Annotated in this window: 24 protein-coding genes and 1 tRNA gene; 14 read left to right on the plus strand and 11 right to left on the minus strand. The window is 67.2% G+C overall.

Annotated elements, in window-relative coordinates:
• The first annotated feature begins 141 nt into the window (after positions 1–141).
• Entirely contained in the window at positions 142–600 is a 459-nt protein-coding gene (locus CK951_RS04380) for a GatB/YqeY domain-containing protein (protein WP_096784994.1), read from the plus strand.
• Between the two features lie 133 nt (positions 601–733).
• Here CK951_RS04380 and ctaD read toward each other — a convergent pair whose 3' ends face one another.
• Entirely contained in the window at positions 734–2,434 is a 1,701-nt protein-coding gene (gene ctaD / locus CK951_RS04385) for a cytochrome c oxidase subunit I (RefSeq protein ID WP_096784995.1), read from the minus strand.
• A gap of 174 nt (positions 2,435–2,608) precedes the next feature.
• A complete protein-coding gene (gene lipB, locus CK951_RS04390) occupies positions 2,609–3,271 on the minus strand; it encodes a lipoyl(octanoyl) transferase LipB (RefSeq protein WP_096784996.1) in 663 nt (220 codons plus the stop codon).
• 95 nt (positions 3,272–3,366) lie between these two features.
• Here lipB and CK951_RS04395 point away from each other — a divergent pair, with 95 nt between their 5' ends.
• From CK951_RS04395 to CK951_RS04430, 8 genes are all read left to right on the plus strand, one after another.
• Entirely contained in the window at positions 3,367–4,905 is a 1,539-nt protein-coding gene (locus CK951_RS04395; RefSeq protein ID WP_096784997.1) for a peptidoglycan-binding domain-containing protein, read from the plus strand.
• Between the two features lie 121 nt (positions 4,906–5,026).
• Positions 5,027–5,113: transfer RNA gene (locus tag CK951_RS04400), tRNA-Leu, on the plus strand.
• 290 nt (positions 5,114–5,403) lie between these two features.
• A complete protein-coding gene (locus CK951_RS04405) occupies positions 5,404–6,507 on the plus strand; it encodes an ABC transporter ATP-binding protein (RefSeq protein WP_096784998.1) in 1,104 nt (367 codons plus the stop codon).
• Between the two features lie 73 nt (positions 6,508–6,580).
• Positions 6,581–7,657 (plus strand): ABC transporter substrate-binding protein, encoded by a 1,077-nt coding sequence (locus tag CK951_RS04410; RefSeq protein WP_096784999.1) that lies wholly within the window; start codon positions 6,581–6,583, stop codon positions 7,655–7,657.
• Between the two features lie 51 nt (positions 7,658–7,708).
• Positions 7,709–8,983: an ABC transporter permease gene (locus CK951_RS04415; protein WP_096785000.1), complete on the plus strand. Its 1,275-nt coding sequence runs from the start codon at positions 7,709–7,711 to the stop codon at positions 8,981–8,983.
• A 62-nt stretch (positions 8,984–9,045) separates the two neighbouring features.
• Positions 9,046–9,954 (plus strand): ABC transporter permease, encoded by a 909-nt coding sequence (locus CK951_RS04420; protein ID WP_096785001.1) that lies wholly within the window; start codon positions 9,046–9,048, stop codon positions 9,952–9,954.
• Between the two features lie 176 nt (positions 9,955–10,130).
• Complete coding sequence (rpmG, locus tag CK951_RS04425) at positions 10,131–10,298, plus strand: 50S ribosomal protein L33 (protein WP_096785002.1); 168 nt, start codon at positions 10,131–10,133, stop codon at positions 10,296–10,298.
• 70 nt (positions 10,299–10,368) lie between these two features.
• Positions 10,369–10,857 carry a GNAT family N-acetyltransferase gene (locus CK951_RS04430; RefSeq protein ID WP_096785003.1) on the plus strand — a complete coding sequence of 163 codons (489 nt, stop codon included), beginning with the start codon at positions 10,369–10,371 and terminating at the stop codon, positions 10,855–10,857.
• Positions 10,858–10,907: 50 nt separating this feature from the next.
• On the opposite strand, the gene CK951_RS04435 is transcribed toward CK951_RS04430, so the two are convergent.
• Both CK951_RS04435 and CK951_RS04440 read right to left on the minus strand, forming a co-directional pair.
• On the minus strand, positions 10,908–11,648 hold the full coding sequence (locus CK951_RS04435) for a Bax inhibitor-1/YccA family protein (protein ID WP_096785004.1): 741 nt from the start codon (positions 11,646–11,648) through the stop codon (positions 10,908–10,910).
• 130 nt (positions 11,649–11,778) lie between these two features.
• Positions 11,779–12,009, minus strand: a complete 231-nt coding sequence (locus tag CK951_RS04440) for a DUF1127 domain-containing protein (RefSeq protein ID WP_096785005.1) — start codon at positions 12,007–12,009, stop codon at positions 11,779–11,781.
• 123 nt (positions 12,010–12,132) lie between these two features.
• Between CK951_RS04440 and CK951_RS04445 the strand changes: the two genes are divergently transcribed.
• Positions 12,133–13,077 carry a LysR family transcriptional regulator gene (locus CK951_RS04445; protein ID WP_096785006.1) on the plus strand — a complete coding sequence of 315 codons (945 nt, stop codon included), beginning with the start codon at positions 12,133–12,135 and terminating at the stop codon, positions 13,075–13,077.
• Here the strand turns inward: CK951_RS04445 and CK951_RS04450 are convergent.
• Positions 13,061–14,026, minus strand: coding sequence for an NADPH:quinone oxidoreductase family protein (locus CK951_RS04450; protein WP_096785007.1), 966 nt, complete (start codon positions 14,024–14,026; stop codon positions 13,061–13,063). The genes CK951_RS04445 and CK951_RS04450 overlap by 17 nt on opposite strands.
• Before the next feature lie 365 nt (positions 14,027–14,391).
• On the opposite strand from CK951_RS04450, the gene CK951_RS04455 reads away from it, so the two are divergent.
• Both CK951_RS04455 and hisN read left to right on the plus strand, forming a co-directional pair.
• A complete protein-coding gene (locus tag CK951_RS04455; RefSeq protein ID WP_096785008.1) occupies positions 14,392–14,754 on the plus strand; it encodes a helix-turn-helix domain-containing protein in 363 nt (120 codons plus the stop codon).
• Positions 14,755–14,842: 88 nt separating this feature from the next.
• Positions 14,843–15,643: a histidinol-phosphatase gene (gene hisN / locus CK951_RS04460; protein ID WP_096785009.1), complete on the plus strand. Its 801-nt coding sequence runs from the start codon at positions 14,843–14,845 to the stop codon at positions 15,641–15,643.
• Between the two features lie 2 nt (positions 15,644–15,645).
• Here hisN and guaD read toward each other — a convergent pair whose 3' ends face one another.
• A complete protein-coding gene (gene guaD, locus CK951_RS04465) occupies positions 15,646–16,935 on the minus strand; it encodes a guanine deaminase (protein WP_096785010.1) in 1,290 nt (429 codons plus the stop codon).
• 126 nt (positions 16,936–17,061) lie between these two features.
• On the opposite strand from guaD, the gene mgtE reads away from it, so the two are divergent.
• Both mgtE and CK951_RS04475 read left to right on the plus strand, forming a co-directional pair.
• On the plus strand, positions 17,062–18,441 hold the full coding sequence (gene mgtE / locus CK951_RS04470) for a magnesium transporter (protein WP_096785011.1): 1,380 nt from the start codon (positions 17,062–17,064) through the stop codon (positions 18,439–18,441).
• Positions 18,438–18,995 carry a 5-formyltetrahydrofolate cyclo-ligase gene (locus tag CK951_RS04475; RefSeq protein ID WP_096785012.1) on the plus strand — a complete coding sequence of 186 codons (558 nt, stop codon included), beginning with the start codon at positions 18,438–18,440 and terminating at the stop codon, positions 18,993–18,995. Before mgtE ends, CK951_RS04475 begins: the two co-directional genes overlap by 4 nt.
• Here CK951_RS04475 and CK951_RS04480 read toward each other — a convergent pair.
• Genes CK951_RS04480 through CK951_RS04500 form a run of 5 tightly spaced genes read right to left on the minus strand, consistent with a single transcriptional unit; the run spans position 18,992 to position 23,260 of the window.
• Positions 18,992–20,302, minus strand: coding sequence for an ATPase (locus CK951_RS04480; protein ID WP_096785013.1), 1,311 nt, complete (start codon positions 20,300–20,302; stop codon positions 18,992–18,994). The genes CK951_RS04475 and CK951_RS04480 overlap by 4 nt on opposite strands.
• Positions 20,303–20,326: 24 nt before the next feature.
• Positions 20,327–20,830, minus strand: a complete 504-nt coding sequence (locus CK951_RS04485; RefSeq protein WP_096785014.1) for a prepilin peptidase — start codon at positions 20,828–20,830, stop codon at positions 20,327–20,329.
• A gap of 3 nt (positions 20,831–20,833) precedes the next feature.
• The gene (locus CK951_RS04490) at positions 20,834–21,679 is read right to left on the minus strand and encodes a lipopolysaccharide assembly protein LapB (RefSeq protein WP_096785015.1); all 846 of its coding nucleotides are present in this window, start codon (positions 21,677–21,679) and stop codon (positions 20,834–20,836) included.
• A gap of 36 nt (positions 21,680–21,715) precedes the next feature.
• Positions 21,716–22,282, minus strand: a complete 567-nt coding sequence (locus CK951_RS04495) for a tetratricopeptide repeat protein (protein WP_096785016.1) — start codon at positions 22,280–22,282, stop codon at positions 21,716–21,718.
• 6 nt (positions 22,283–22,288) lie between these two features.
• Positions 22,289–23,260, minus strand: coding sequence for a type II secretion system F family protein (locus tag CK951_RS04500; protein WP_096785017.1), 972 nt, complete (start codon positions 23,258–23,260; stop codon positions 22,289–22,291).
• Positions 23,261–23,262: the final 2 nt, after the last annotated feature.

Consider the following 23,262-nt stretch of genomic DNA (forward strand, 5'->3'; position numbering starts at 1 on the left):
GGCTGCGCCAGGCGCGGTCAAGGCCAGGGTCGAAATGACTTCTTCAATGAAATCAGGATTTTGGTCAATGGTGCCGCAGTTGTGTCGGCACCCCCTTGGCTGTAATGTGCGGTCTTCGCACAGCCATGGAGATGGATGACGATGACTCTGCGGGAGCGCCTTCAGGAGGGCATGAAGGAGGCGATGCGCGCCAGGCAGCCCGACCGGCTGTCGACGCTGCGCCTGATCAACGCCGCCATCAAGGATCGTGACATCGCCGCACGGGTGGACGGCGCGGCGGGCATGGTGCCCGACAGCGAGATCACCGCGATCCTCGGCCGGATGGTGCGCCAGCGCATCGAAAGCGCCCGCGCCTACGAGGAGGGCGGCCGTCTCGAACTGGCCGAGAAGGAACGCGCCGAGATCGCGGTCATCGAGGAGTTCCTGCCCCGGCAGCTCGATCCCGCCGAGATCGACGCCGCCATCGCGGTTGCCATCGCCGAGGTCGGGGCGACCACGATCCGCGACATGGGCAAGGTCATGGCCGAGCTGAAGGCCCGTTACACCGGGCAGATGGACTTCGGCGCCGTGGGGCCGATGGTCAAGGACCGGCTCGGCTGACCTGCGCGCCACGGCGCGGAGAGGGCGTCGCCCGCTCCGCCTTCCGTGGCAACGCGGCGCAAGGGGCCTCGATGGCCCCGCAGCGCCGCACCCTCCGCGTCCGGTCCCGCGGGGGGCGGCTTGCGCGAGACGCTCAATGCGCCAGCGACCGGTCCCAGTCCTTGCGCTTGGGCAGGTTCTCGAACGTGTGCTCGGGCGGCGGCGAGGGCAGCGTCCATTCCAGCGTGTCGGCGTGCTCGTTCCAGTAGTTGTTCACCGTCACCCGTGCGCCGCGGGTCAGGGTGTAGAACACCACGCCCAGGAAGAACAGGAACGAGGCGAAGGACAGGAAGGCGCCCAGCGACGAGACCATGTTCCAGGTGGCGAATGCCTCGGGATAGTCGATGTAGCGCCGCGGCATGCCCTGCCGGCCCAGGAAGTGCTGCGGAAAGAAGGTGAGGTTCGAGCCGATGAACATCATCCAGAAATGCAGCTTGCCCGCCCATTCCGGATACTGCCGCCCCGACATCTTGCCGATCCAGAAATAGATCCCGGCGAAGATGCCGAACACCGCGCCAAGGCTCATCACGTAATGGAAATGCGCCACCACGTAGTAGGTGTCGTGATAGTAGCGGTCCACGCTCGCCTGGCTGAGGACGATCCCCGTGACCCCGCCCACGGTGAACAGGAAAAGGAAGCCGAGCGCCCACAGCATCGGCGTCCGCAGGTCGATCGAGCCGCCCCACATGGTGGCGATCCACGAGAAGATCTTGATGCCCGTGGGCACCGCGATCACCATGGTCGCCATCATGAAATAGCTCTGCTGCGTCAGGCTCAGGCCCGCCGTATACATGTGGTGCGCCCAGACCACGAAGCCCAGGACGCCGATCGCCACCATCGCATAGACCATCGGCAGATAGCCGAAGATCGGCTTTCTCGCGAAGGTCGCGATCACGTGGCTGACGATGCCGAAGGCCGGCAGGACGATGATATAGACCTCGGGGTGGCCGAAGAACCACAGGATGTGCTGGTAGAGCACCGGGTCGCCGCCGCCCGAGGGCTGGAAGAACGTGGTGCCGAAGTTGCGATCCGTGAGCAGCATGGTGATGGCACCGGCAAGCACCGGAAGCGCCAGCAGGATGAGCCAGGCGGTGACGAAGATCGACCAGGCGAACAGTGGCACCTTGTGCATCGTCATGCCGGGCGCGCGCATGTTGAGGAAGGTGGTGATCATGTTGATCGCGCCAAGGATCGACGAGGCGCCCGAGAGGTGCACCGCGAAGATCGCGAGGTCGGTCGAATAGCCCGACTCGGACGTCGAGAGCGGCGGATAGAGCACCCAGCCGATCCCCGAGCCCAGTTGCCCGTTGCCGCCCGGCGCAAACAGCGAGGCCACCGCCAGCGACGTGCCGGCCACATAGAGCCAGTAGGACAGGTTGTTCATCCGCGGGAAGGCCATGTCCGGCGCGCCGATGTGCAGCGGCATGAAATAGTTGCCGAAACCCCCGAAGAGCGCGGGGATTACCACGAAGAACATCATCAGGATGCCGTGCGCGGTGATCATCACGTTCCAGACGTGACCGTTCGGCGTGCAGTTCTCGATCGCCGACGGCCAGAGCGACTGCACGAAGCCGCGGACGAAGCCCGACTCCAGATGCTCGGCGCACATGAACTGCACGCCCGGCGCCATCAGCTCCATCCGCATGTAGACGGTGAAGGCGACCGAGATCAGCCCGACGAGGCCGCCGGTGAAGAGGTAGAGGATCCCGATGTCCTTGTGGTTGGTCGACATGAACCAGCGGGTGAAGAATCCCCTCCGCTCGTGCTCGTGGCCATGGATGGCTGCATCGGCCATAGGCTCGCCTCCCGCGTGCAGTGTTTCGGTTCCGGCTCGCGCCAGCGGAACGGTTCACCGGCGCCTTCCGCCCAAAGCTAGAGCGGCGGGCGGTTGCCGGCAACTTCGCACTTTGATCTGGATCAAGAAAACCGGCCAGTCCGCATTTGGTTGGAGCGGCATGGCGACGCAGCGTCAGTCGGCAAAATTCCGGGGAAAGGTGCGGGCAAGGGCGGCGTCGAGGTCTCCCATGGTGACCGGAAGGCCGAGATCGACAAGGCTCGTCACGCCATGTTCACGGATGCCGCAGGGCACGATCCCCTCGAAATGCGCGAGATCCGGTTCCACATTGATCGACAGGCCGTGAAAACTGACCCAGCGGCGGAGCTTCACCCCGATGGCGGCGATCTTGTCCTCGCGCGGGATGCCGTCGGGACCCGGGGCCCTGTCAGGCCGCACCACCCAGACGCCGACCCGGCCGGCGCGCCGCTCGCCCTTCACGTTGAACTCGGCCAGCGTGTCGATCACCCATTGCTCGAGCGCGCAGACGAAGCGGCGCACGTCGCGGCCCCGGCGGTCGAGGTCGAGCATCACGTAGACCACGCGCTGGCCCGGCCCGTGATAGGTGTATTGCCCGCCGCGGCCGGCGACATGGACCGGGAAACGATCCGGATCGACCAGATCCTCGGCCCGCGCCGAGGTTCCGGCGGTGTAGAGGGGCGGATGCTCCAGCAGCCAGACCGCCTCGGGGGCCTCGCCGGCGCGGATGCGCGCGGCGCGTGCCTCCATCGCCGCCAGCGTCTCGGCGTAGGGGCTCAGGCCCGGCAGCACCGTCCATTCCGGACCGGAAGTCGTCATGCGGCAGCCCTCCTTCTCGACGCAAAAAACATGCGGAATGCCCCGAAACCCGTGTTACCGTTTGAACGAGTCCCTCGCGTTCCTGGAGACGTCCGATGTATTTGAAATCCCTCGCCACCGCCAGCCTCGCGGCCGTGATCGGACTGGCTCCGGCAGAACAGGTGCAGGCCGATGCCGGCGACGCCATCGCGGGTGCGCTCGTCGGCGGCATCATCGGCCATGCGATCGCCAACAACCAGAACCGCCAGCGCCAGGCCGCCCAGCCCGTGCAGCGCCAGTCGACGCGCAGCGCCCGGCCCACGATGTCGAGTGCAGAGCGCGAGCGGAACAAGGAGGTGCAGACCGCGCTGAACTATTTCGGCTATCCGGTCGGCACGGTCGATGGCGTGCTGGGGTCGCGGTCGCGCTCGGCCATCTCGCAGTATCAGGTGCTGCTCGGCTATGCGCCGACCGGGCAGCTGACGGAATACGAGCGGACGATCCTGTCGACCGCCTATCACCGCGGCGTGGCCGGCGGCCCGATGGTGCAGCAGGCGGTGATGAGCCATCCGCAGGGCATGCGTGGGCTGCTGCTGATGCAGCGCGACGAGATGGCCGGCCTGCCGCCGGCGCAATCCGCGGGCATGACGATGCCGGCGCCCGCAGCCATGGCCCCGGCGGCGGCCGCGACGGCGGCAGCGGCGGCGCCCGCCATGCTTCCCGACCTGCCTGTGCCCGCGGCCGAACCGGAGCCGGCCGCCCCCGAGCTGCCCTCGTTCCTCGGGGCGGGCGGAACGATGGTCTCGCTGGCCTCGCACTGCAACACGGTCGGGCTGCAGACCAGCGCCAACGGCGGCTACACCACCGCGGCCGGAATGACGGACGCCACCTTTGCCCTGGGCGAGCAGTTCTGCCTGGCGCGCAGCTTCGCTATCTCGGCCAGCGAGGAGATGGCGAAGCAGGTCCAGGGCTTCACGCCGCAGCAGATCGCAGAGCAGTGTCACGCGCTCGGTCCCGCGTTGCAGGCGCAGGTCGCCGCGCTGTCGCTGGAGCCGCGGGACGACGTGCTGAAGGACGTCTCGGCCTTCGTGCTGGCCAGCGGCCGCCAGCCGGCGCAGCTTGCGGGGTCGGCCCGGATCTGCCTCGGCACCGGCTACGTCGAGGACCGGATGGATGTGGCGATCGGCTCGGCCCTGCTGCTGACCGCTCTCGGCCAGAAGGGCTATGCGGAGCTGTTGGGCCATCACCTGGCGCAGGGATTCGGTGCCAGCCAGCGGCCGGATCTGGCGCTCGACTGGTACCAGATGGGGATCGACGCAGCGCAGGCGGGCGGCGCGCCGTTCGGGCAGGGGATGCCGGAACGGAGCGAGGTGATTCGGAAGGCGGCCTATACGGTCGGGGGACGGGTCGACCTGATCGCGCCCGAGGCGCCGGCCGAGTTGCCGGTCTTCGCCTCGCCGCCTGATGCGGCCGTGGTCGAGGCGGCGGCCGCACCTGTTGCCGCGCCGGTGGAAGAGGCCGTGGCGCCTCCGCCGGTCGAGCCGTCGCAGCCGGCGATGGCGCTGGCCGCGCAGCCCTCGGCCGGGATGGCGGAGGCCGGCGCCAAGGCCGTCTCGGCTGCCGCGCGCCTGCCGTTCCTGCTTCTGGGACAGTGACTTGTCCGGCGGGGAGGCGCGCGCCCGCGCCCCTCTCCGCGGCATTTTTCACGAGGCGTGAAATTCCCTCTTCCCTTCGCCCGCGAGCTTGGCTAAGAACCCGCCACCAAGCCAAGACAGTGCGGTCGTGGCGGAATTGGTAGACGCGCAGCGTTGAGGTCGCTGTGGGGTAACTCCCGTGGAAGTTCGAGTCTTCTCGACCGCACCATTCTCCTGATGGAGACGCCAGAGGGCGGCCCGAAAGGGCCGCCTTCGGCGTTTCCGCCGCCGTGGCCGCCGCCGCGGGGCGTTTTTGTCACCAATCCGTCGCTTTTCGGGGCCTCCTGTTCGCATCCCGTCGCTCTGACGCGCGGAAGGGCGTGCTACCTGCCGATCCAGACGGCAGTTCCTTCCCATGGCGGGGACATTGCACAACAAGATTGCAATGAGGGGACCGTTCAGCTTTAAACGACTTCAACGAGTGCAGGAAACCTGCCGGATCAAGATGGGGAGAATGGGGTGGTGGCTTCTACCCAGGACGACGGTTTCGTCGTTTTCGAACACGTGCAGAAAAGCTACGACGGCGAGACGCTGGTCGTTAAGGATCTCAATCTGACGATCGGCCAGGGCGAGTTCCTGACCATGCTCGGGCCCTCGGGCTCCGGCAAGACCACCTGTCTGATGATGCTCGCCGGGTTCGAGACCGCCACGCATGGCGACATCCGGCTCGACGGTCGCCCGATCAACACGGTTCCGCCCCACAAGCGCGGAATCGGGATGGTGTTCCAGAACTACGCGCTCTTTCCGCACATGACGGTGGGCGAGAATCTCTCGTTCCCGCTCGAGGTGCGCGGCATGTCCAAGCCCGACCGCGAACGCAAGATCAAGCGCGCGCTCGACATGGTGCAGATGGGCGCCTTCGCCAACCGCCGCCCCGCGCAGATGTCCGGGGGCCAGCAGCAGCGCATCGCGCTTGCCCGTGCGCTGGTGTTCGATCCGGCGCTGGTGCTGATGGACGAACCGCTCGGCGCGCTCGACAAGCAGCTGCGCGAGCACATGCAGTTCGAGATCAAGCACCTTCACGAAAGCCTCGGCATCACGGTGGTTTATGTCACCCACGACCAGGGCGAGGCACTGACCATGTCGGACCGGATCGCCGTGTTCAACGACGGCCGCATCCAGCAGCTTGCCCCGCCGGACGAACTTTACGAGCGACCCCGCAACAGCTTCGTGGCCAGCTTCATCGGCGAGAACAACCGCCTTCCCGGCACGGTCGAGGAGATTGCCGAAGGCCGCGCCCTTGTCCGGCTGGAGACGGGCGAGCTGATCGACGCAACCCCCGTAAACGTGTCCCGCAAGGGCCAGAAGACTCTCGTTTCGATCCGCCCCGAACGGGTCGAATACAAGCCCGAGATGCTGCCTCCGAACGCCCACCTCATCGATGCCGAGGTGATGGAGTTCATCTACATGGGCGACATCTTCCGCACGCGCCTGCGGGTGGCCGGCTCCGAGGAGTTCGTCATCAAGAGCCGCAACACGCTGGGGCAGCGCATGCTGCAGCCCGGCGAGAAGATCCGGATCGGCTGGGCACCCCAGGACGCCCGAGCGCTCGATCCGCTTTAACTCCGTGTAAACGGATCTGCCGCAGCCTGCGGCCAAGAAAAAAGCACAGACGCAAAACCAGGGAGACTGTCAGATGAAGAAGGCCCTCATTCTGTCCACCGCCTTGACGGCAGTGGCATGGTCCGCCGCTGCGGAAGAGGTGAAGGTGATGTCGTGGGGCGGCGCCTACACGACAAGCCAGGTCGAGGCGTTCCACAAGCCGTTCACCGCGGAAACCGGGATCACCGTGGTCTCGATCGACGCGGACAACCCGGCCACGCCGCTCAAGGCGATGGTCGAGGCGCAGAACGTCAGCGTTGACGTGGTCGACGTGAACACGTCTGATGCCGTGCGGCTCTGCGACGAGGGCCAGCTTGAGGAGATCGATCCGGCGATGCTGCCGCCGGCGCCCGACGGCACCCCGGCGACCGATGACTTCCTGCCCGGCGCCTTGAGCGAATGCGCCGTGGGCAACATCGTCTATTCGACGGTCGTGGCCTATGACGAGACGAAGTTCCCGGGAGAGAAGCCGGCCACCATCGCCGACTTCTTCGACACGACGAAGTTCCCCGGCAAGCGCGCCATGTGGAAGAGCGCCAAGACCACGCTCGAGATGGCGCTGATGGGCGACGGTGTCCCGGCGGCCGAGGTCTATGACATGCTCTCGACCCCGGAAGGCGTCGACCGTGCCTTCGCCAAGCTCGATTCGATCAAGAAGGACCTGATCTGGTGGGAAGCCGGCGCCCAGCCGGTGCAGCTTCTGGCGGATGGCGAAGTCACCATGACGACGGCCTACAACGGCCGGATCTTCGCGGCCGCCGTGTCCGAGAACAAGCCCTTCGTGACGATCTGGGACGGCCAGGTCTATGAATACGACCTGTTCGTGATCCCGAAGGGCGCGCCGAACCTCGAAGGCGCCAAGAAGTTCGTGGCCTTCGCGACCGGCACGCAGCCGCTGGCCGATCAGGCCAAGTGGATCAGCTACGGTCCGGCGCGCAAGTCCTCGGGTCCGCTCGTCGGCCTCTATCAGGACGGCAAGACCGAGATGGCGCCGCACATGCCCACCGCCGAGGCGAACCTGAAGAACGCGCTTCCCTCGTCCTATGAGTTCTGGGTCGATCACGACGCGGAACTGGAAGAGCGCTTCAACGCCTGGCTGGCGTCGAACTGATCCGGACCCGGGCGCGCCTTCGGGCGCGCCTTTCCTGACGAGAGGGCTAAGATGGCCGAAGCATCCGCAGATCTTGCCGCCGGAGGTGCCGCGCGCCTTACCACCGCGGACGGGCGCCCGCTGAAAGGCGCACTGGCCCGTGCCCAGTCCCGCGCCCGACGGCGCGCCTTCCTTCTGGTGGCGCCGCTGCTGCTCTTCGTCGTCGTGACGTTCATCATTCCGATCGGGCAGATGCTGCACCGCTCGATCCACAACGACGGCTTCTCGAAGAACATGCCGCTGCTCAGCCAGTGGTTCGCCGAGACCGAGCCCGGCACGCCGCCGGACGAGGCCGCCTATGCCGCGCTGGCCGCCGACCTCAAGGCCGCGGCCGAGGCCAAGACGGTGGGCGTGGTCGGCACGCGGGTGAACTACGAGATGCCCGGCACCCGCTCGCTCTTCACCTCGACCGGCCGCAAGGCCAGGAATTTCGAGCCGCCGTTCCAGCAGGCGGTGCTGGATGCGGACCCGAAATGGGCCAATCCCGCGCTCTGGGGCACGATGCGGCAGGTCTCCCGGGCCTATTCGCCGAACTTCTTCCTCGCCGCCGTCGATCTGGCGCGCGACAACGAGGGCAACATCATCCGCGCGCCCGAGGACCGGCGCGTCTACATGATGCTGTTCGAGCGCACCTTCATCATTGCCGGGCTGATCACCTTCCTCTGCCTGCTGCTCGGCTTCCCGATCGCGCATCTTCTGGCCACGCTGCCGCTGCGCACGTCGAACCTGCTGATGATCTTCGTGCTTCTGCCGTTCTGGACCTCGCTACTGGTGCGGACGACCTCGTGGATCGTGCTGCTGCAGGGGCAGGGGGTGGTCAACAACGCCCTTGTCGCGACCGGGCTGATCTCGGACGAGAATCGCATCCAGATGATCTACAACCAGGCCGGCACGATCATCGCGATGACGCATATCCTGCTGCCGTTCATGATCCTGCCGCTCTACTCGGTGATGCGGCCGATCCCGCCCACCTATGTCCGCGCGGCGCGATCGCTTGGTGCGTCTAGCTGGACCGCCTTCCGCCGGGTCTACCTGCCGCAGACCCTGCCGGGGATCGGTGCGGGCGCGCTGCTCGTCTTCATCCTTGGCGTCGGCTACTACATCACGCCCGCGCTGGTCGGCGGCGCCTCGGGGCAGCTGATCTCGAACCTCATCGCCTTCCACATGCAGGACAGCCTGAACTGGTCGCTCGCCGCGGCGCTGGCGGCGGTGCTGCTCGGCCTCGTGCTGATCCTCTACTGGCTCTACGACCGGCTGGTCGGCATCGACAACCTGAAGCTGGGCTGAGGCCCGGCTTCCCTGCCCTTCCCGGGGGGCGCACCGCCCCCCGCCACAGGAGACCCCGCCCGATGGCTCTTCCCGTCTACGCAAGCCCGCTCGAGCGCATCTGGTATTACACCTATCGCGTCCTCTGCGGCCTGATCTTCCTGTTCCTGATCGCGCCGATCCTGATCGTCATTCCGCTCAGCTTCAACGTCGAGCCCTACTTCACCTTCACCGAGAAGATGCTGTCGCTCGACCCGACGGGATATTCGCTGCGCTGGTACGAGACGCTCCTGACCTTCGGCATGTCCAATCCCGGCGCCGCGCGTGACAGTTCCTGGTGGCTCGACGTCTGGAACAACGCGGCCTGGGTGCGGGCGGCAAAGAACTCCGTGATCATCGGCGTGGCCTCGACCATGGTTGCGACCGTGCTCGGGACCATCGCGGCGCTGGGACTCTCGCGGCCCGAGATGCCGTTCCGCCGCGCCATCATGGCGATCCTGATCTCGCCGATGATCGTGCCGATCATCATCACGGCGACGGGCCTGTTCTTCTTCTACTCTTCCACCGGCCTTGCGGGCAGCTACGTTGGCATCGTGCTCGCCCATGCCACGCTGGGCATCCCCTTCGTCATCATCACCGTGACGGCGACGCTGGTGGGCTTCGACCGCTCGCTGACCCGTGCAGCGGCCTCGCTGGGGGCGAGCCCCACCACGACCTTCTTCAAGGTGACCATGCCGCTGATCCTGCCCGGCGTGATCTCGGGCGCGCTGTTTGCCTTCGTGACCTCGTTCGACGAGGTGGTCGTGGTGCTCTTCGTGGCCGCGCATGACCAGCAGACCATTCCGCGCCAGATGTGGAACGGCATCCGCGAGCAGATCAGCCCGGCGATCCTGTCGGTGGCGACCATCCTCGTCGTCATTTCGGTCGCGCTTCTCGCCACGGTCGAGCTTCTGCGCCGCCGCTCGGAACGGCTGCGCGGCGTCACCGGCTGACGACGCGAAAGCCGCCTTCGGAGGGCCCGCCCGCGTCGCCGAGGGCGGGCCTTTTCATGCGCCGCAGCCTGTGAAATCGGGGCTTTTGCGGTTGACTCTGGCGGCATCCCCGGTAAAAGGCGGGCCTCAGGGATTTTTGCGGGGGGCGTCTGCCCGCCGACTGCAGGAGAGAAACCATGGCGAAGCCGACGACGATCAAGATCCGGCTGAACTCGACGGCGGGCACCGGGCACTTCTACGTGACCAAGAAGAACGCCCGCACCATGACCGACAAGATGGTCGTGAAGAAATACGACCCCGTCAAGCGTGAGCATGTCGAATATAAGGAAGGCAAGATCAAGTAAGATCTGCCTTTCCGGTCCGCGGACGAGGCCGTGCCCGAGGGCGCGGCCTTCTGCATTTGAGGGCCGCCGCATGGTTGCTTCCGACATCCGCCTGCGCCCCGCGCGCCCGGCCGACCTCGCGGCGGTCGATGCGCTGTTCGCGCACAGCTATGCGCGCCTCCTGCGGGCCGACTATCCTCCCTCGGTGCTGGTAACGGCGGTTCCGCTGCTGGCGCGGGCGCAGCCGGCGCTGCTCGCCTCGGGACGATACTGGCTGGCCGAGGGACAGGACGGGATCCTCGGCGCGGGCGGGTGGAGCCTGCGCGCGCCGGGGCAGGGCGAGATCCGGCACCTCGTCACCCATGCCTCCCGCATCCGCGAGGGAATCGGCACGGCCATCCTGCGGCGGGTGATCGACCAGGCGCGCGAGGCGGGCGTCACGAGGCTCGACTGTCTCGCGACCCGGACGGCGGTGCCCTTCTACGAAAGCGTCGGCTTCCGGCGCCTGGGCGAGGTGGAGGTGCCGCTTCGCCCCGGGATCGGGTTTCCGGCCGTGCGCATGGTTCTGGGAGCGGAATGAAAAAGGGCCGGTCGATCGACCGGCCCTTCGTCTGCGGCGGGGAACTGCGATTACTCGCGGTTGCCCATGAACTGCAGCAGGAACATGAACAGGTTGATGAAGTCGAGGTAGAGCTGCAGGGCGCCCATGATGGCCGCCTTGCCCAGCCACTCGGAATCCGCCATCTGCGCATGCTGGAGGTAGGTGTTCTTGATGTTCTGCGTGTCGTAGGCGGTGAGGCCTGCGAAGATCAGCACGCCGATCACCGAGATCGCGAAGGCCAGCGCCGACGAGGCGAGGAAGATGTTCACGATCATCGCCACGATCAGGCCGACCACGCCCATGATCAGGAAGGTGCCGAAGCCCGACAGGTCCTTCTTGGTCGTGTAGCCGAACAGCGACAGGCTCGCGAAGGCGATCGCCGTGATCAGGAAGGTCTGCGCGATCGACACCCCGGTGAAGGCCACGAAGATCCAGCTGAGCGACAGGCCCATCACTGCCGCATAGGCGTAGAAGAACAGCTGCGCTGCCGCCTGGCTGAGGCGGTTCAGCACCGCGCCGAAGGCAAAGACCATCACGAGAGGCGCGAACATCACGATCCAGCCCAGGATGTTCGGGCTCATCGTCACCGGGTCGCGCAGAAGCGAGAACAGCTGATCACTGGTGCCCACGGCCCAGGCCACACCGCCGGTCAAGAGCATCCCGACCGACATCAGCCCGTAGACCTTGTTCATGTGGGCGCGAAGGCCCTCGTCGATCCTGGCCGCCCGGGCGCCTGCGCCGACCGAACGAACCGTGCCATACTCAGCCATCTGATGCTCTCCATGTTGTTCAACTGGGTGCCCCGCGAATGGGCACCGATTGACGCCTATATTGGAAAGCCGCCCCCGCAGTTCAAGGATTTCCGACCGTGGCCGGGGGCGAAAGCCGTGGCTTTCCGTCTCAGCAACGCCAGTTCGAGGGCACGTCCCAGATCGGACGCATCGCCTCGGCCTCGGCCTCGGCCGGGGTGACGCCGACATCGGCCAGCAGATGCGGATCGAGCTGCGCCAGCGCCTGGCGCTGGCGGCGGGCGGCCAGGCCGAGGCGGAGCGTCGCGACAAGGCGCTGAACGCTGCCGCCCGTCTGCACGCCGCGGGTCGCAAGGCGAGCGGTATGAATCGAGGCAAACATGATCTGTCCTTTCCGTGATCGGTTCCGCGATGGGCGGGTCCCTCCCGCCGCTTGATCGTTATGCCAGAATCGTTCACATTTGGAAAATGAATGCTTTTGACTTGAACCATCAGGAACGATGATATGCCCCGCAACCTCGACCTGACCGCCCTGCGCTCCTTCGTGGCTGTTGCCGATGCGGGGGGCGTGACGCGCGCCGCGGGCTTTCTGAACCTCACGCAGTCCGCGGTCTCGATGCAGATCAAGCGGCTCGAGGAGACGCTGGATCTGGCGCTGCTCGACCGCTCGGCCCGCAAGGTGACGCTGACGGCGGCGGGCGAGCAGCTTCTGGGCTATGCAAGGCGGATGCTGGCGCTGAACGACGAGGTGTTCGGCCGCCTGACCCATGACGACTACGAGGGCGAGATCGTGCTCGGCGTGCCGCACGACATCGTCTATCCCGCGATCCCGCAGGTGCTCCAGCGGTTCGCGGCCGAGTTTCCGCGGATGCGGGTGACGCTGCTGTCCTCCTACACCCGGAAGCTTAAGGCGCAGTTCGCCCGCGGCGAGTGCGACGTGATCATGACCACCGAGGATACGGTCGAGCCGGGAGGCGAGACGCTGGTGGAGCTTCCGCTGGTCTGGGTGGGGGCGCCGGGCGGGCAGGTCTGGAAGCACCGGCCGCTCCGGCTGGCCTTCGAGCCGAACTGCATCTTCCGCATGGGCGTGCAGTCGGCACTCGACGATGCCGGCATTCCCTGGACGATGGCCGTCGAATCCGACAGCTCGCGCACCATCGAGGCGAGCGTGAGCGCGGATCTCGCCGTGCATGTCTCGCTGGCCGGCGCCGAGCCGCGCTACATGGAGCGGATCGTCCATGGCGGCCTGCTGCCGGATCTCGCGACCAGCAAGGTGAACCTTTACGTTGCTGATCCGGCGCACAGCCCGGCCGTGGCGGTTCTTGCCGACCTGATCCGACGCTCCTACGGCCCGCAGGCTGCAGCGGCGCAGGCGGTGCCTGCCGCGGGGCGCCCGGCACCAGAGGGGGCACCGGACGAGGGTCCGCTCAAGGTCAGGCGCCGGGCGTGATCACCACCTTGCCGGTCGCCTGACGGCTGCGGAGCAGGTCCAGCCCTTCGGCCGCGCGGTCGAGCGGCAGTTCGTGGCTGACGTGGGGCTTCAGGCTGCCGTCGGCCAGCCAGTCGAGCAGCGTGGCAAGGCTGCGGGTCAGCACGTCCGGCGCGAAGGTCAGGTAGCCGCCGAAGTAGAGGCCGATCACGCTGAGGTTCTTCACGAGGAGCAGGTTGGCGGGGATCTGCGGCACGTCTCCGCCCGCGAAGCCGATGGCCAGAAGGCGCCCCTCGGGACGCGACGCCCGCAGCGCGGCGTGGAAGCCCGGACCGCCCACGGTGTCATAGGTCACGTCCACGCCGCCAAGGTCCTTCAGGGCCGCGCGCAGGTCCGGCGTGTCGCTGTCGATCGTCTCGTGCGCGCCGGCGGCCCGGGCGATCGCGAGGCGGTCGGCACCGCGCGCGCTGGCGATGACCCTCGCCCCCATCCTTCGGCCGATCTCGACCGCGGCCAAGCCCACCCCCCCGGCCGCGCCGGTCACGAAGAGCGTCTCGCCGGGTTGCAGGCGGGCGCGATGGTCCAGCGCGAGGTGGCCGGTGCCATAGGCGATCTGGAAGGCTGCCGCGTCGCGGAAGCCGATGGCCTCGGGAAGCGGCAGGCAGCGCTCGGCGGGCCAGCAGCCATAGTCGGCCAGCCCCCCGCTCGACCCGAAGGCGGCCACGCGGGTGCCGGGCGCGGGTCCGGCCACGCCGGGACCGAGGGCATCCACCACCCCGGCGACCTCCATGCCGAGCGTCAGCGGCAGGGGAGGACGCTCCTGATAGCGGCCGTCGATCATCAGCAGGTCGGCGAAATTCAGCGCGCAGGCCGTGATGCGCAGGCGGATTTCCCCCGCCCTGGGGTCCGGCAGCGGAACCTCCGCCAGCGTGGGAACATGTCCGAAATCACTCAATCGAAAGGCGCGCATCTGGCGGTGTCTTGTGCTTTCTGGGGCGGAAACGGAGGCCAGACTTGACCATTCGCAGGCCCGTCGCGCCAGAGTTTTCCCTATCCTTTGCGAAATGCAAAAGTTTTGGGGCGGATGCGCCGCAAAATGCGATGCAATCTGCAAAATCACCTATGGGCGAGTCAGGGGATTCCCGTGCGCCCGAGGGGCGATCCGCAGACCTTCACCAAAAAGTCAGCCGGGTCTGTATGAATAGACATATCCAAAAAGACAGGTTTGTTTCAAGCGGTGTTTTTCTGGAAAGAAAAGGAATGTTAACGGCGCTTTGGCACGGAATTTGCTTGTTAGAAGGGCAGGGACAGCTGGAAGATTTACGGAGACATTTTATGAAACATCCCGTCGACGCCCACGTTGGGAAGCGCATCCGCCACCGCCGGTGGATGGTGGGCATGACGCAGCAGCAGCTGGCGGACTGCGTGGGAATCAAGTTCCAGCAGATCCAGAAATACGAAACCGGCATGAACCGCGTCAGCGCCTCGCGCCTGTGGGACATTGCCGAGGCGCTGGGCGTGTCGATCAGCTTCTTCTTCGAGGGGCTGGAAGGCTCGGGCGATCAGGCCCGTCAGGCGGAAGGCGACCGCATCACCGACAAGGAAGCGCTGGAGCTGGTCCGCTCCTACTACGCCATTCCCGAGGCGCAGCGCCGGCGTCTGTTCGACCTGGCCCGGGTGCTGTCCGAAGCCGCCTAGCTGGACGAATGAGCGGGCGCCCTGCCGGGGACGCCGCGCTTGACCCTGACCGTCTCGCGGGTTACCCGCGAGGCGCAGGAGGGCTGAGATGCAGATGCTCACCGACAGCGAGACCGCCGACCTGATCGACACTGCGGCCGAACTGGCCGAAGCGGCACGCGAAGCCACGCTGCGGCATTTCCGTAGCGCAGCACTCTCGGCCGAAACCAAGGAGAGCGACCGGTTTGACCCGGTGACGGTCGCCGACCGGCTGTGCGAGGAGCGGATGCGCGCCATTCTGGCGCGCCGCCGCCCGCGCGACGGCATCCTTGGCGAGGAAATGGGCTCGAGCGCCGGCGAGACCGGCCTGACATGGGTGCTCGACCCGATTGATGGCACGCGATCCTATCTTGCCGGCACGCCGACCTGGGGCGTGCTGATCTCGGTCGCGGATGAGACGGGGCCGATCTACGGCCTGATCGACCAGCCCTATATCGGCGAGCGCTTCGAGGGAGGCTTCGGCCGGGCGCGGCTGCGCGGCCCGATGGGCGAACGCAGGCTCGCGACGCGCGCGCCGCGGCCGCTGGCCGAGGCGATCCTGATGTCCACCTTTCCGGAAGTCGGCACTGCCGAGGAAGAGGCCGCCTTCCGCCGCCTCAGCCGTCAGGTGAAGCTGACCCGCTACGGCACGGACTGCTATGCCTATGCGCTGGTTGCGGCCGGCCATATCGACCTCGTGGTCGAGGCGGGATTGCAGGCCTATGACGTGCAGGCGCCGATGGCGGTGATCGAGGCCGCGGGCGGTATTGTGACCGACTGGCAGGGCCGGCGGAACCCGCAGGGCGGGCGCATCATCGCCGCCGCCAATGCCGAGATCCATGCCGCAGCGCTCGCGGCGCTGGCTGGCTGACCTCAGCGCCGGCCAAGCGGTCGCCCGCCGACCCAGACCTCGCGGATGGCGCGGTCGTCGCCCATCATGATGGTGGGGAACAGCTGCTGCCACAGGCTTCCGGCCCGGCGCGTCGCCTGTTCGATGGCCGGCGTCGAGGCAAGGTCGATCACCACCAGATCGGCTTCGAGCCCCGGCGCGATGTTGCCGATCCGGTCCTCGGCTCGCAGTGCCTGAGCGGACCCTTGCGTCGCCAGCCACCACAGCTGCGCCGGATGCAGCGCCTGCCCGCGCAACTGGCCGATCTCATAGGCGGCAGCCATGGTGCGCAGCATCGAGAAGGACGACCCGCCCCCGGTGTCGGTCGCCAGCCCGACCCGGATGCCGCGCGTGACAAGGCCCATGTCGAACAGGCCCGACCCGATGAAGGTGTTCGAGGTCGGGCAATGCACGAGGCTTGCACCCGCCTCGGCCAGCCGCGCCTTCTCGCGCGCGGTCAGATGGATCGCGTGACCGAAGACCGCGCCCTCGCGCAGAAGACCGTGAACCTCGTATGTGTCGAGGTAGTCGCGCGCCTGCGGGTGCAGGTCCCGGACCCATGCGACCTCGTCGGCCTGCTCCGACAGATGGGTCTGCATCAGGCAGTCCGGATGCTCGCGCCAGAGCGCGCCGAGCGCCTCGAGCTGTCCGGGCGTCGAGGTGGGCGAGAAGCGCGGCGTGATCACATAGGACAGTCGGTCCCGGCCGTGCCAGCGCCCGAGCAGGCGCTTGCTGTCGTCGTAGGCGCTTTGCGCGGTGTCGCGCAGACCCTCGGGCGCGTTGCGATCCATGCAGGTCTTGCCGGCATAGGCGCGCAGGCCGCGGGCGGCTGCGGCCTCGAAGAAGGCCTCGACGCTTGCGGGATGGATGGTGCAGTAGCTGCAGACCGTCGTGGTCCCCTGCGCCAGCACGAGGTCGAGGTAGCGGCCGGCCACCTCGGCGGCATGGGCCGGGTCCGAAAACCGCATCTCCTCGGGGAAGGTGTAGGTTTCCAGCCAGTCGATCAGCCGCTTGCCCCAGCTCGCGATGATCGCGGTCTGGGGATAGTGGACATGGGCGTCGATGAAACCGGCCGAGATCAGCGCCCCGTCGCCGTAATCGGTGATCCGCGCCCTTGGATGCGCCACGCGCAGCGCATCGGCCGGGCCGACGGCGGCGATGCGGCCATTCTCGACCAGAACGGCGCCGCGGGCCTCGTGCCGCGCCGCGGCCTCGCCCAGTTCGAACGGATCGCCGGTGAAGGAGATCACCTGGCCAAGCAGCAGATCGGTCACGGGGGCCTCCTCGGGTTGCGGCGGCCCAACCTAGCCCCTTTCGGCGGCGTGGTAAATTTCCCGGTGCCCCTGTTTCTGCGCGACGCCATCCGCTAAGGTCTGCGCGAGACGGCAGGGGGCGACGACGTGCAGGCAGAGGCGGGCGACATGCGCGAGGACGAGCGGCGGGGCGTCGCCAACAGCGTCGTGGACTCCGTGCTGGAGGCTGTCGAGGAACGCGACGAATCGCGCCTTGCCGACCTGCTCGAGCCGCTGCATGCCGCCGACGTGGCCGACGTGCTGGAGCAGATCGCGCCCAACGAACGGCGAGAGCTGCTCGCGCTCTGGCCCGACGGCATCGACGGCGAAATCCTGTCCGAGATCAGCGACTCGATCCGAGAGGAGGTGATCGAGACCCTGCCGCCCGAGGTCATCGCCGAGGCGGTGCGCGAGCTGGACACCGACGACGTGGTGGACATCCTTGAGGACCTCGAGGAACCGCAGCAGGAGGCAATCCTCGACGCGCTGGACCGCGCCGACCGTGTCGCGGTCGAGCAGGCGATGGCCTATCCGGAATATTCCGCCGGCCGCCTCATGCAACGCGAGGTGGTGGTGGCTCCGGTGCACTGGACCGTGGGCGAGACCATCGACTTCCTGCGCGAGGCGGAGGAGCTGCCCGATCAGTTCTATCACGTCATCCTCGTCGATCCGCGGATGAAGCCGCAAGGCTACGTCACGCTCGGTCGGCTTCTGTCGTCGCGGCGCGAGGTGAAGCTGACCGAGATCGAGGAGGACAGCTTCCGCACCATACGCGCCACGGTCGAGGAGGCCGAGGTCGCCTATATCTTCAACCAGTATCACCTGATTTCCTGCCCGGTGGTGGACGCCGGTGACCGTCTGGTCGGCGTAATCACCATCGACGACGCGATGAACGTGCTGGACGAGGAGCACGAGGAGGACATCCTGCGCCTCGCCGGCGTCGGCGACGAAAGCAGCCTGTCGGACGGCCCCTTCGCCACCGCGCGCCAGCGCCTGCCGTGGCTGGTGGCGAACCTCTTCACCGCCTCGCTGTCGGCGGTGGTGATCACCGGCTTCGAGGCGACCATCTCCCAACTCGTGACGCTCGCCGCGCTGATGCCGATCGTCGCCTCGACTGGCGGGATCGCGGGGACCCAGTCGCTCGCCGTTGCGGTGCGGGCGCTGGCGACGCGGAACCTCACCTCGGCCAACGCGCCGCGGGTGGTGCGGCGGGAGCTGCTTGCCGGGCTGCTGAACGGGCTGGGACTTGCGCTGATCCTCGGGCTCGCGGGCTTCGTGATCTTTGGAGACCACATGCTCGGGATCGTGCTGGGGATGGCGATGATCTGCAATCAGATGGTGGCGGCGCTTGGCGGGGTGCTGGTGCCGCTCGGCCTCAACCGGCTGGGCCTCGATCCCGCGCTGGCCTCGGGCACCTTCGTCACGACCCTGACCGACGTTATGGGCTTCTTCGCCTTCCTTGGCCTTGCCACGCTGGTGCTGCTGTGACGCTGGCGGCGCGAAAGGCCGAGGCGCGCCGCGCCGCCGCCGCCGCCCGGGCGCTGGCCCATGCGCAGGGGCAGGGTCAGGCGGCCGAACTGCTCGCCGACTGGCTGGCGCCGCATCGCGGGCGCGTGCTGTCAGGCTACATGCCGATCCGCTCGGAGATGAACCCGCTGCCGGCGATGACCTCGCATGACGGGCCGGTCTGCGTTCCCGTCATCGTCAAGCCGGGCGAGCCGCTGCGCTTCCGCGAATGGAGCCCCGGCGTCGAGATGATCGAGGGTCCGTTCGGAGCGAGGGTCCCGGCCGAAGGCGCCTGGCTCGAGCCCGAGGTCCTGATCGTGCCGCTGCTGGCCTTCGACCGCCGCGGCTTCCGGCTGGGCTACGGCGGCGGCTTCTACGACCGCACGCTGGAACGGTTGCGCGCCCGGCACCCGGTGACCGCGGTGGGTTTCGCCTTCGCGGCGCAGGAACTGCCAGAGGTGCCGATCGAGCCGACCGACCAGCCGCTCGACGCGATCCTGACCGAGAACGGGCCCTTCGCGATCCGGCGCGGCTAGCGCGCGATCACCTCCTCGCGCACGAACATGTTGGACCAGGCCCGGTCGACCAGAGCCGGGGTCATCTGGTAGGGCAGGCCCTCGAACTCGCAGACCGCGATCATCTGGTCGATCAGGAAGACCGGCATGTAGTTGGCGTAGCGGTTCTCGATGGTCGGGAACTTCACCTTCATCAGGTGCAGCAGCGCCGCCTCGTCCAAGGGCATCTTGCGCTTCTTCGCCACCATCGCGAAGATCTTCAGGAAATTCTCCTGGTTCGGGCCGTCGATCTTGATCTTGAAGAAGATCCGGCGCAGCGCGGCGCCGTCGAAGATCTCGTTCGGGTGGAAGTTGGTGGAAAAGATCACCAGCGTGTCGAAGGGCACGGTGAACTTCTCGCCCGATTGCAGGGCAAGGATGTCGCGGCTTTCCTCGAGCGGGACGATCCAGCGGTTCACCAGCTTCTGCGGCGGCTCGGCCTGACGGCCAAGGTCGTCGACGATGAACACCCCGCCGGTCGATTTCAGCTGCAGGGGCGCCTGATAGGTCCGCGCCACCGGGTTGTAGGTCAGGTCGAGCATGTCCAGCGTCAGCTCGCCGCCCGTGATGACGGTTGGACGTTCGCACCAGACATAGCGATTGTCGAAGCGGTTCGAGGTTCGGCGCAGGCTGGTCGGATCGTCCACCGCCGCCTCGGCCGCGCGATGCACGATCGGGTCATAGACGGTGATGACCTGGCCCGAATATTCCAGCGCGCGCGGGACGTAGATCCGGTCCCCCAGCGCGTCGCGGATGCCGTTCGAGATCGAGGACTTGCCGTTGCCGGGCGGGCCATACATCAGGATCGACCGGCCGGAGCTGACCGCCGGGCCAAGGTGGTCCAGAAGCTCGTCCGGCAGGATCAGGTGGCCCATCGCCCCGGTCAGCTGGTCGCGCGTCAGCTTGATGTTGCGCACCGACTGGCGCTGCACCTGCTGCTTGTACTCCTCGAGCGGGACGGGCATCGCGCCGTAGTATTCCGACTGGCTCAGCGCATCCAGCGCGCGGGCCTTGCCGGCATCGGTCAGCTGATAGCCCATCTCGTTGCCCGAGGTGGCGTGCAGCGTGCCTGTCGCCTCGACCAGTCGCTGCGACCGGGCCAGATCCACGAGTTCCTGCGCCAGCGGCACCGGCAGGCAGACAACCCGCGCGATCTGGGTCACGAGGTCCAGGTTCATCCGGAACATCGTCTTGATCAGGATGTCGCGCATCATCACCAGCGACAATCCGGTCTCGGCCAGCGTGCGCGGCGAGGGGGGGGCGATCACGTTCGAAGTCTGCATGTTCATCGGGTCACCGCGCAGGGCAGGGGGTCAGGCGTCGAAGACTGCCAAAAGAAGGTAAAGGATCAGCATCCCGCTCAGGGCCAGCCCCATCGGAAAGTCCCTGCGGCGCCAGCTCTCCCAATCCGCGGTCGCATTGCGGAAGGGCGGGACCAGACCAAGGCCGCGGTGGCTGGCGAAGGCGCCGATCAACGACGCGGCCAGCAGCGCGAGGGCCAGTCTCAGGTCGGCAAGCGCGAAGAAGGGCGCCATCGCGGCCGCGAACTTCGCGTCGCCGGCCCCGATCAGCCGGCCGAGGTTCATCACGAAGCCGGTCACCAGAACCACCGCGAGATGCAGCCAGCGCCACGCCCAATCCTCGAGCGGAAGCGCGATCGGCCCCACCACGAGATAGACCCCCACGAGCGCCATCACCGCCTTGTTGGGGATCTTCATGAATTTCATGTCGCTCCACGCGACCCACAGCGCCACCGGCACCGCGAAGGGCAGGAACCACAGCGCGGCCGGGACGGGCGTCGCGATCAGGCCCTGCATGGGTCAGCCCGCGTCCAGCGCCGCAAGGCTGCGGACGGCAGCCTCGAAATACTGCGGATGGGTGTCGATCGCCTCCTGCAGCAGGCCCTTGCCGACCGTCACATTGCCCTGCTTCACCGCCGCGAGCGCAAGGGTGTAGGTCAGCTCCGCCCGCTCCCGCTGGGTCATCTGGATCACGGGGAGGTCGTACTTGTGCTGCGCCCCGCGCGCGAGGATCAGGTTGTTCTTGGTGGTGAACTCGGTCGGATCGTAGGTCAGCGCCTCGTAGAACAGCTTTTCGGCGCCCGCCGCGTCGCCGCGGGTCAGCTTCGAGAAGCCCCAGTTGTTCAGCACGCCTGCGGGCTGCGTGGTCAGCCCCACCGCGGTCTCGTAGAAGCTGTCGGCCTTGTTCCACTGCTTCTTGCTGTCGGCGACCATCGCCTCGAGCCTGTAGCGCTGGAAGGTCTCGTGCGTGGGCGGGATGCGGGCAAGTTCCTCCTCGGCGCGCTTCCAGTCGTTCGCCCGGATCAGCGCATCGGCATAGGCCACGCGATCCTCGTTCGTGCCCTCGTGGGTGTTGACCACCTGGCTCCAGATCGTGGCGGCCTCGGCCGGGCGCTGGGCGCGCACCAGCGACTTGGCCAGTCCGCGCTTCAGGTCGATCCGGGTGGGATCCTTGGCCAGCGCGCCGCGGAAGTAGGCCACCGCCTCGTCCGGTGCCCCCACCGTCAGCATGATGTCGTTGAGGTTGCTCTCGTCGATGACGTTGACGCTCTTCAGGGCGCGATCGACCTCGGCATCGCGGCCGCCGCAGGCGCTCAGGCTCGCGCTGCCGACAAGGCAGAGCGCGATCAGGACAGGGTGGCGCATTTCTTGCGTCCTCTTGCTGCTCGATCCTGCTTGTCCCTAGAGCTGCGAAAGCAGCACATACTGCCCCTGCCCACGCCGCACGAGGGAGAACTCATGTTGCTCTTCCTCTTCCGTATAGACCGTGGCCTCTGATTTCGCGATAGCGCCGCGAAGATTTTGCCGGATGGACTCCGTGGCGCCACTGTCCAGCGCGAAGGCCTGCTGGAAGACCAGCTTCGCCTCGGCGGTGCGGCCCTGCTCCATCAGGACCACGCCGAGGTTGTTCACCGCCGGCACGAACGACGGATCCATCTCGATCGACTTGCGCAGCAGCTGTTCGGCCTGGTTCAGCCGTCCGAGGTGAAGGTTGGCCGATCCCAGCGCCGAAAGCACATCGGCATTGATGCCCTGTTCCGAGGCGGCGCGCAGATAGGCCTTCAGCGCCAGCTCGTCCTCGCCCGCAGCGAGAAGCCGGTGACCCACGAGAAGGCCATCCACGCCATCCCGCCCCGGATCCACCGCGAAGGGCGCGTTGCGAGCCGCTGCCTGCCGCGACAGCGCATCCGGGCCGCCGCAGGCCGCAAGGATCGCGCAGAGGACGGCGCAGGTAACGGCTCTTCTCACTTTGTCTCACTGTCCGCCCAACTGCGTGGCGATGCCATACACCGAAGGTCCGATAAGGATGAGCATCAGCGGCGGCACCGTAAGCATCATAGTGCCCAGCGTCAGCTTCGTGGGCAAGGTGTTTGCCTTTTCCTCGGCCCGCATGACGCGTTTGTCGCGCATCTCCGACGAATAGACGCGCAGCGCCTCGGCGATCGAGGTGCCGAAAGTGGCCGACTGGATGAGGGTGGTGACGAAGGAGGATACGTCGGGGATGCCCACCCGCTCGGCCATGTCCTTGAGCACGCTCACCCGTTCCTTGCCGGCCTTCACCTCGTGCGCCACCATCTCGAACTCCTCCGACAACGCCGGATAGCCGCCTGCCATCTCGCGCGCCACGCGCAGGATCGACTGGTCGAGCGATTGCCCCGCCTCGACGCAGACCAGCATCATGTCGAGCGCGTCGGGGAAGCCGGCCACGATCTGGTCGTGGCGTTCCTGCGCCCGCCGCTTCACCCAGTAGATCGGCAGGTAATATCCGATCGCCCCGGGCAGCAGGGTGAAGCTGACCATCTGCTGCATCGACAGGGGCTGCTGCGCCGAGGAGATCATGGCGTAGATCACGCCGACCACCAGAAAGCCCACCCCCAGCGCGAACTGCGACGCATGGAAGGCGCGGACCGCCCCCTTCGATCGGTAGCCCGCCCGCAGCATCTTGAGACGCGAGGCCGAGAGTTCCTCGGCGGTCTTCGGCTCCAGCAGGTTCGCGAAGCGGTCCAGCTTCTCGGTTCCGGTGGAGCGGCGGAGGGCCTGGCTCGCCGGGGCCTGCGCCGCGGTTCGCTGCTGTTTGATCCGGTCGAACGGCTCCACCCGCTTCTTCAGCATGGAGGGAAGCGCTGCGGCGATCAGGATGATCCCCACCGCGCCCACCGCGAAGAGCGGCCCCAGCGGCCCCAGTTGGTCGGTCAGGATCGTCTCGATCCGGGTGAGGAGTTCCATCG

Source organism: Rhodobacter sp. CZR27 (assembly GCF_002407205.1).
Taxonomy (GTDB): Bacteria; Pseudomonadota; Alphaproteobacteria; order Rhodobacterales; family Rhodobacteraceae; genus Cereibacter_A.

Excerpts from the sequence above, each read along its gene's own strand:
- CK951_RS04380 (WP_096784994.1), top strand. The coding sequence starts at position 142 with ATGACTCTGCGGGAGCGCCTTCAGGAGGGCATGAAGGAGGCGATGCGC.
- ctaD (WP_096784995.1), bottom strand. The coding sequence starts at position 2,434 with ATGGCCGATGCAGCCATCCATGGCCACGAGCACGAGCGGAGGGGATTC.
- lipB (WP_096784996.1), bottom strand. The coding sequence starts at position 3,271 with ATGACGACTTCCGGTCCGGAATGGACGGTGCTGCCGGGCCTGAGCCCC.
- CK951_RS04395 (WP_096784997.1), top strand. The coding sequence starts at position 3,367 with ATGTATTTGAAATCCCTCGCCACCGCCAGCCTCGCGGCCGTGATCGGA.
- CK951_RS04410 (WP_096784999.1), top strand. The coding sequence starts at position 6,581 with ATGAAGAAGGCCCTCATTCTGTCCACCGCCTTGACGGCAGTGGCATGG.
- CK951_RS04415 (WP_096785000.1), top strand. The coding sequence starts at position 7,709 with ATGGCCGAAGCATCCGCAGATCTTGCCGCCGGAGGTGCCGCGCGCCTT.
- CK951_RS04420 (WP_096785001.1), top strand. The coding sequence starts at position 9,046 with ATGGCTCTTCCCGTCTACGCAAGCCCGCTCGAGCGCATCTGGTATTAC.
- rpmG (WP_096785002.1), top strand. The coding sequence starts at position 10,131 with ATGGCGAAGCCGACGACGATCAAGATCCGGCTGAACTCGACGGCGGGC.
- CK951_RS04430 (WP_096785003.1), top strand. The coding sequence starts at position 10,369 with ATGGTTGCTTCCGACATCCGCCTGCGCCCCGCGCGCCCGGCCGACCTC.
- CK951_RS04435 (WP_096785004.1), bottom strand. The coding sequence starts at position 11,648 with ATGGCTGAGTATGGCACGGTTCGTTCGGTCGGCGCAGGCGCCCGGGCG.
- CK951_RS04440 (WP_096785005.1), bottom strand. The coding sequence starts at position 12,009 with ATGTTTGCCTCGATTCATACCGCTCGCCTTGCGACCCGCGGCGTGCAG.
- CK951_RS04445 (WP_096785006.1), top strand. The coding sequence starts at position 12,133 with ATGCCCCGCAACCTCGACCTGACCGCCCTGCGCTCCTTCGTGGCTGTT.
- CK951_RS04450 (WP_096785007.1), bottom strand. The coding sequence starts at position 14,026 with ATGCGCGCCTTTCGATTGAGTGATTTCGGACATGTTCCCACGCTGGCG.
- CK951_RS04455 (WP_096785008.1), top strand. The coding sequence starts at position 14,392 with ATGAAACATCCCGTCGACGCCCACGTTGGGAAGCGCATCCGCCACCGC.
- hisN (WP_096785009.1), top strand. The coding sequence starts at position 14,843 with ATGCAGATGCTCACCGACAGCGAGACCGCCGACCTGATCGACACTGCG.
- CK951_RS04480 (WP_096785013.1), bottom strand. The coding sequence starts at position 20,302 with ATGAACATGCAGACTTCGAACGTGATCGCCCCCCCCTCGCCGCGCACG.
- CK951_RS04485 (WP_096785014.1), bottom strand. The coding sequence starts at position 20,830 with ATGCAGGGCCTGATCGCGACGCCCGTCCCGGCCGCGCTGTGGTTCCTG.
- CK951_RS04490 (WP_096785015.1), bottom strand. The coding sequence starts at position 21,679 with ATGCGCCACCCTGTCCTGATCGCGCTCTGCCTTGTCGGCAGCGCGAGC.
- CK951_RS04500 (WP_096785017.1), bottom strand. The coding sequence starts at position 23,260 with ATGGAACTCCTCACCCGGATCGAGACGATCCTGACCGACCAACTGGGG.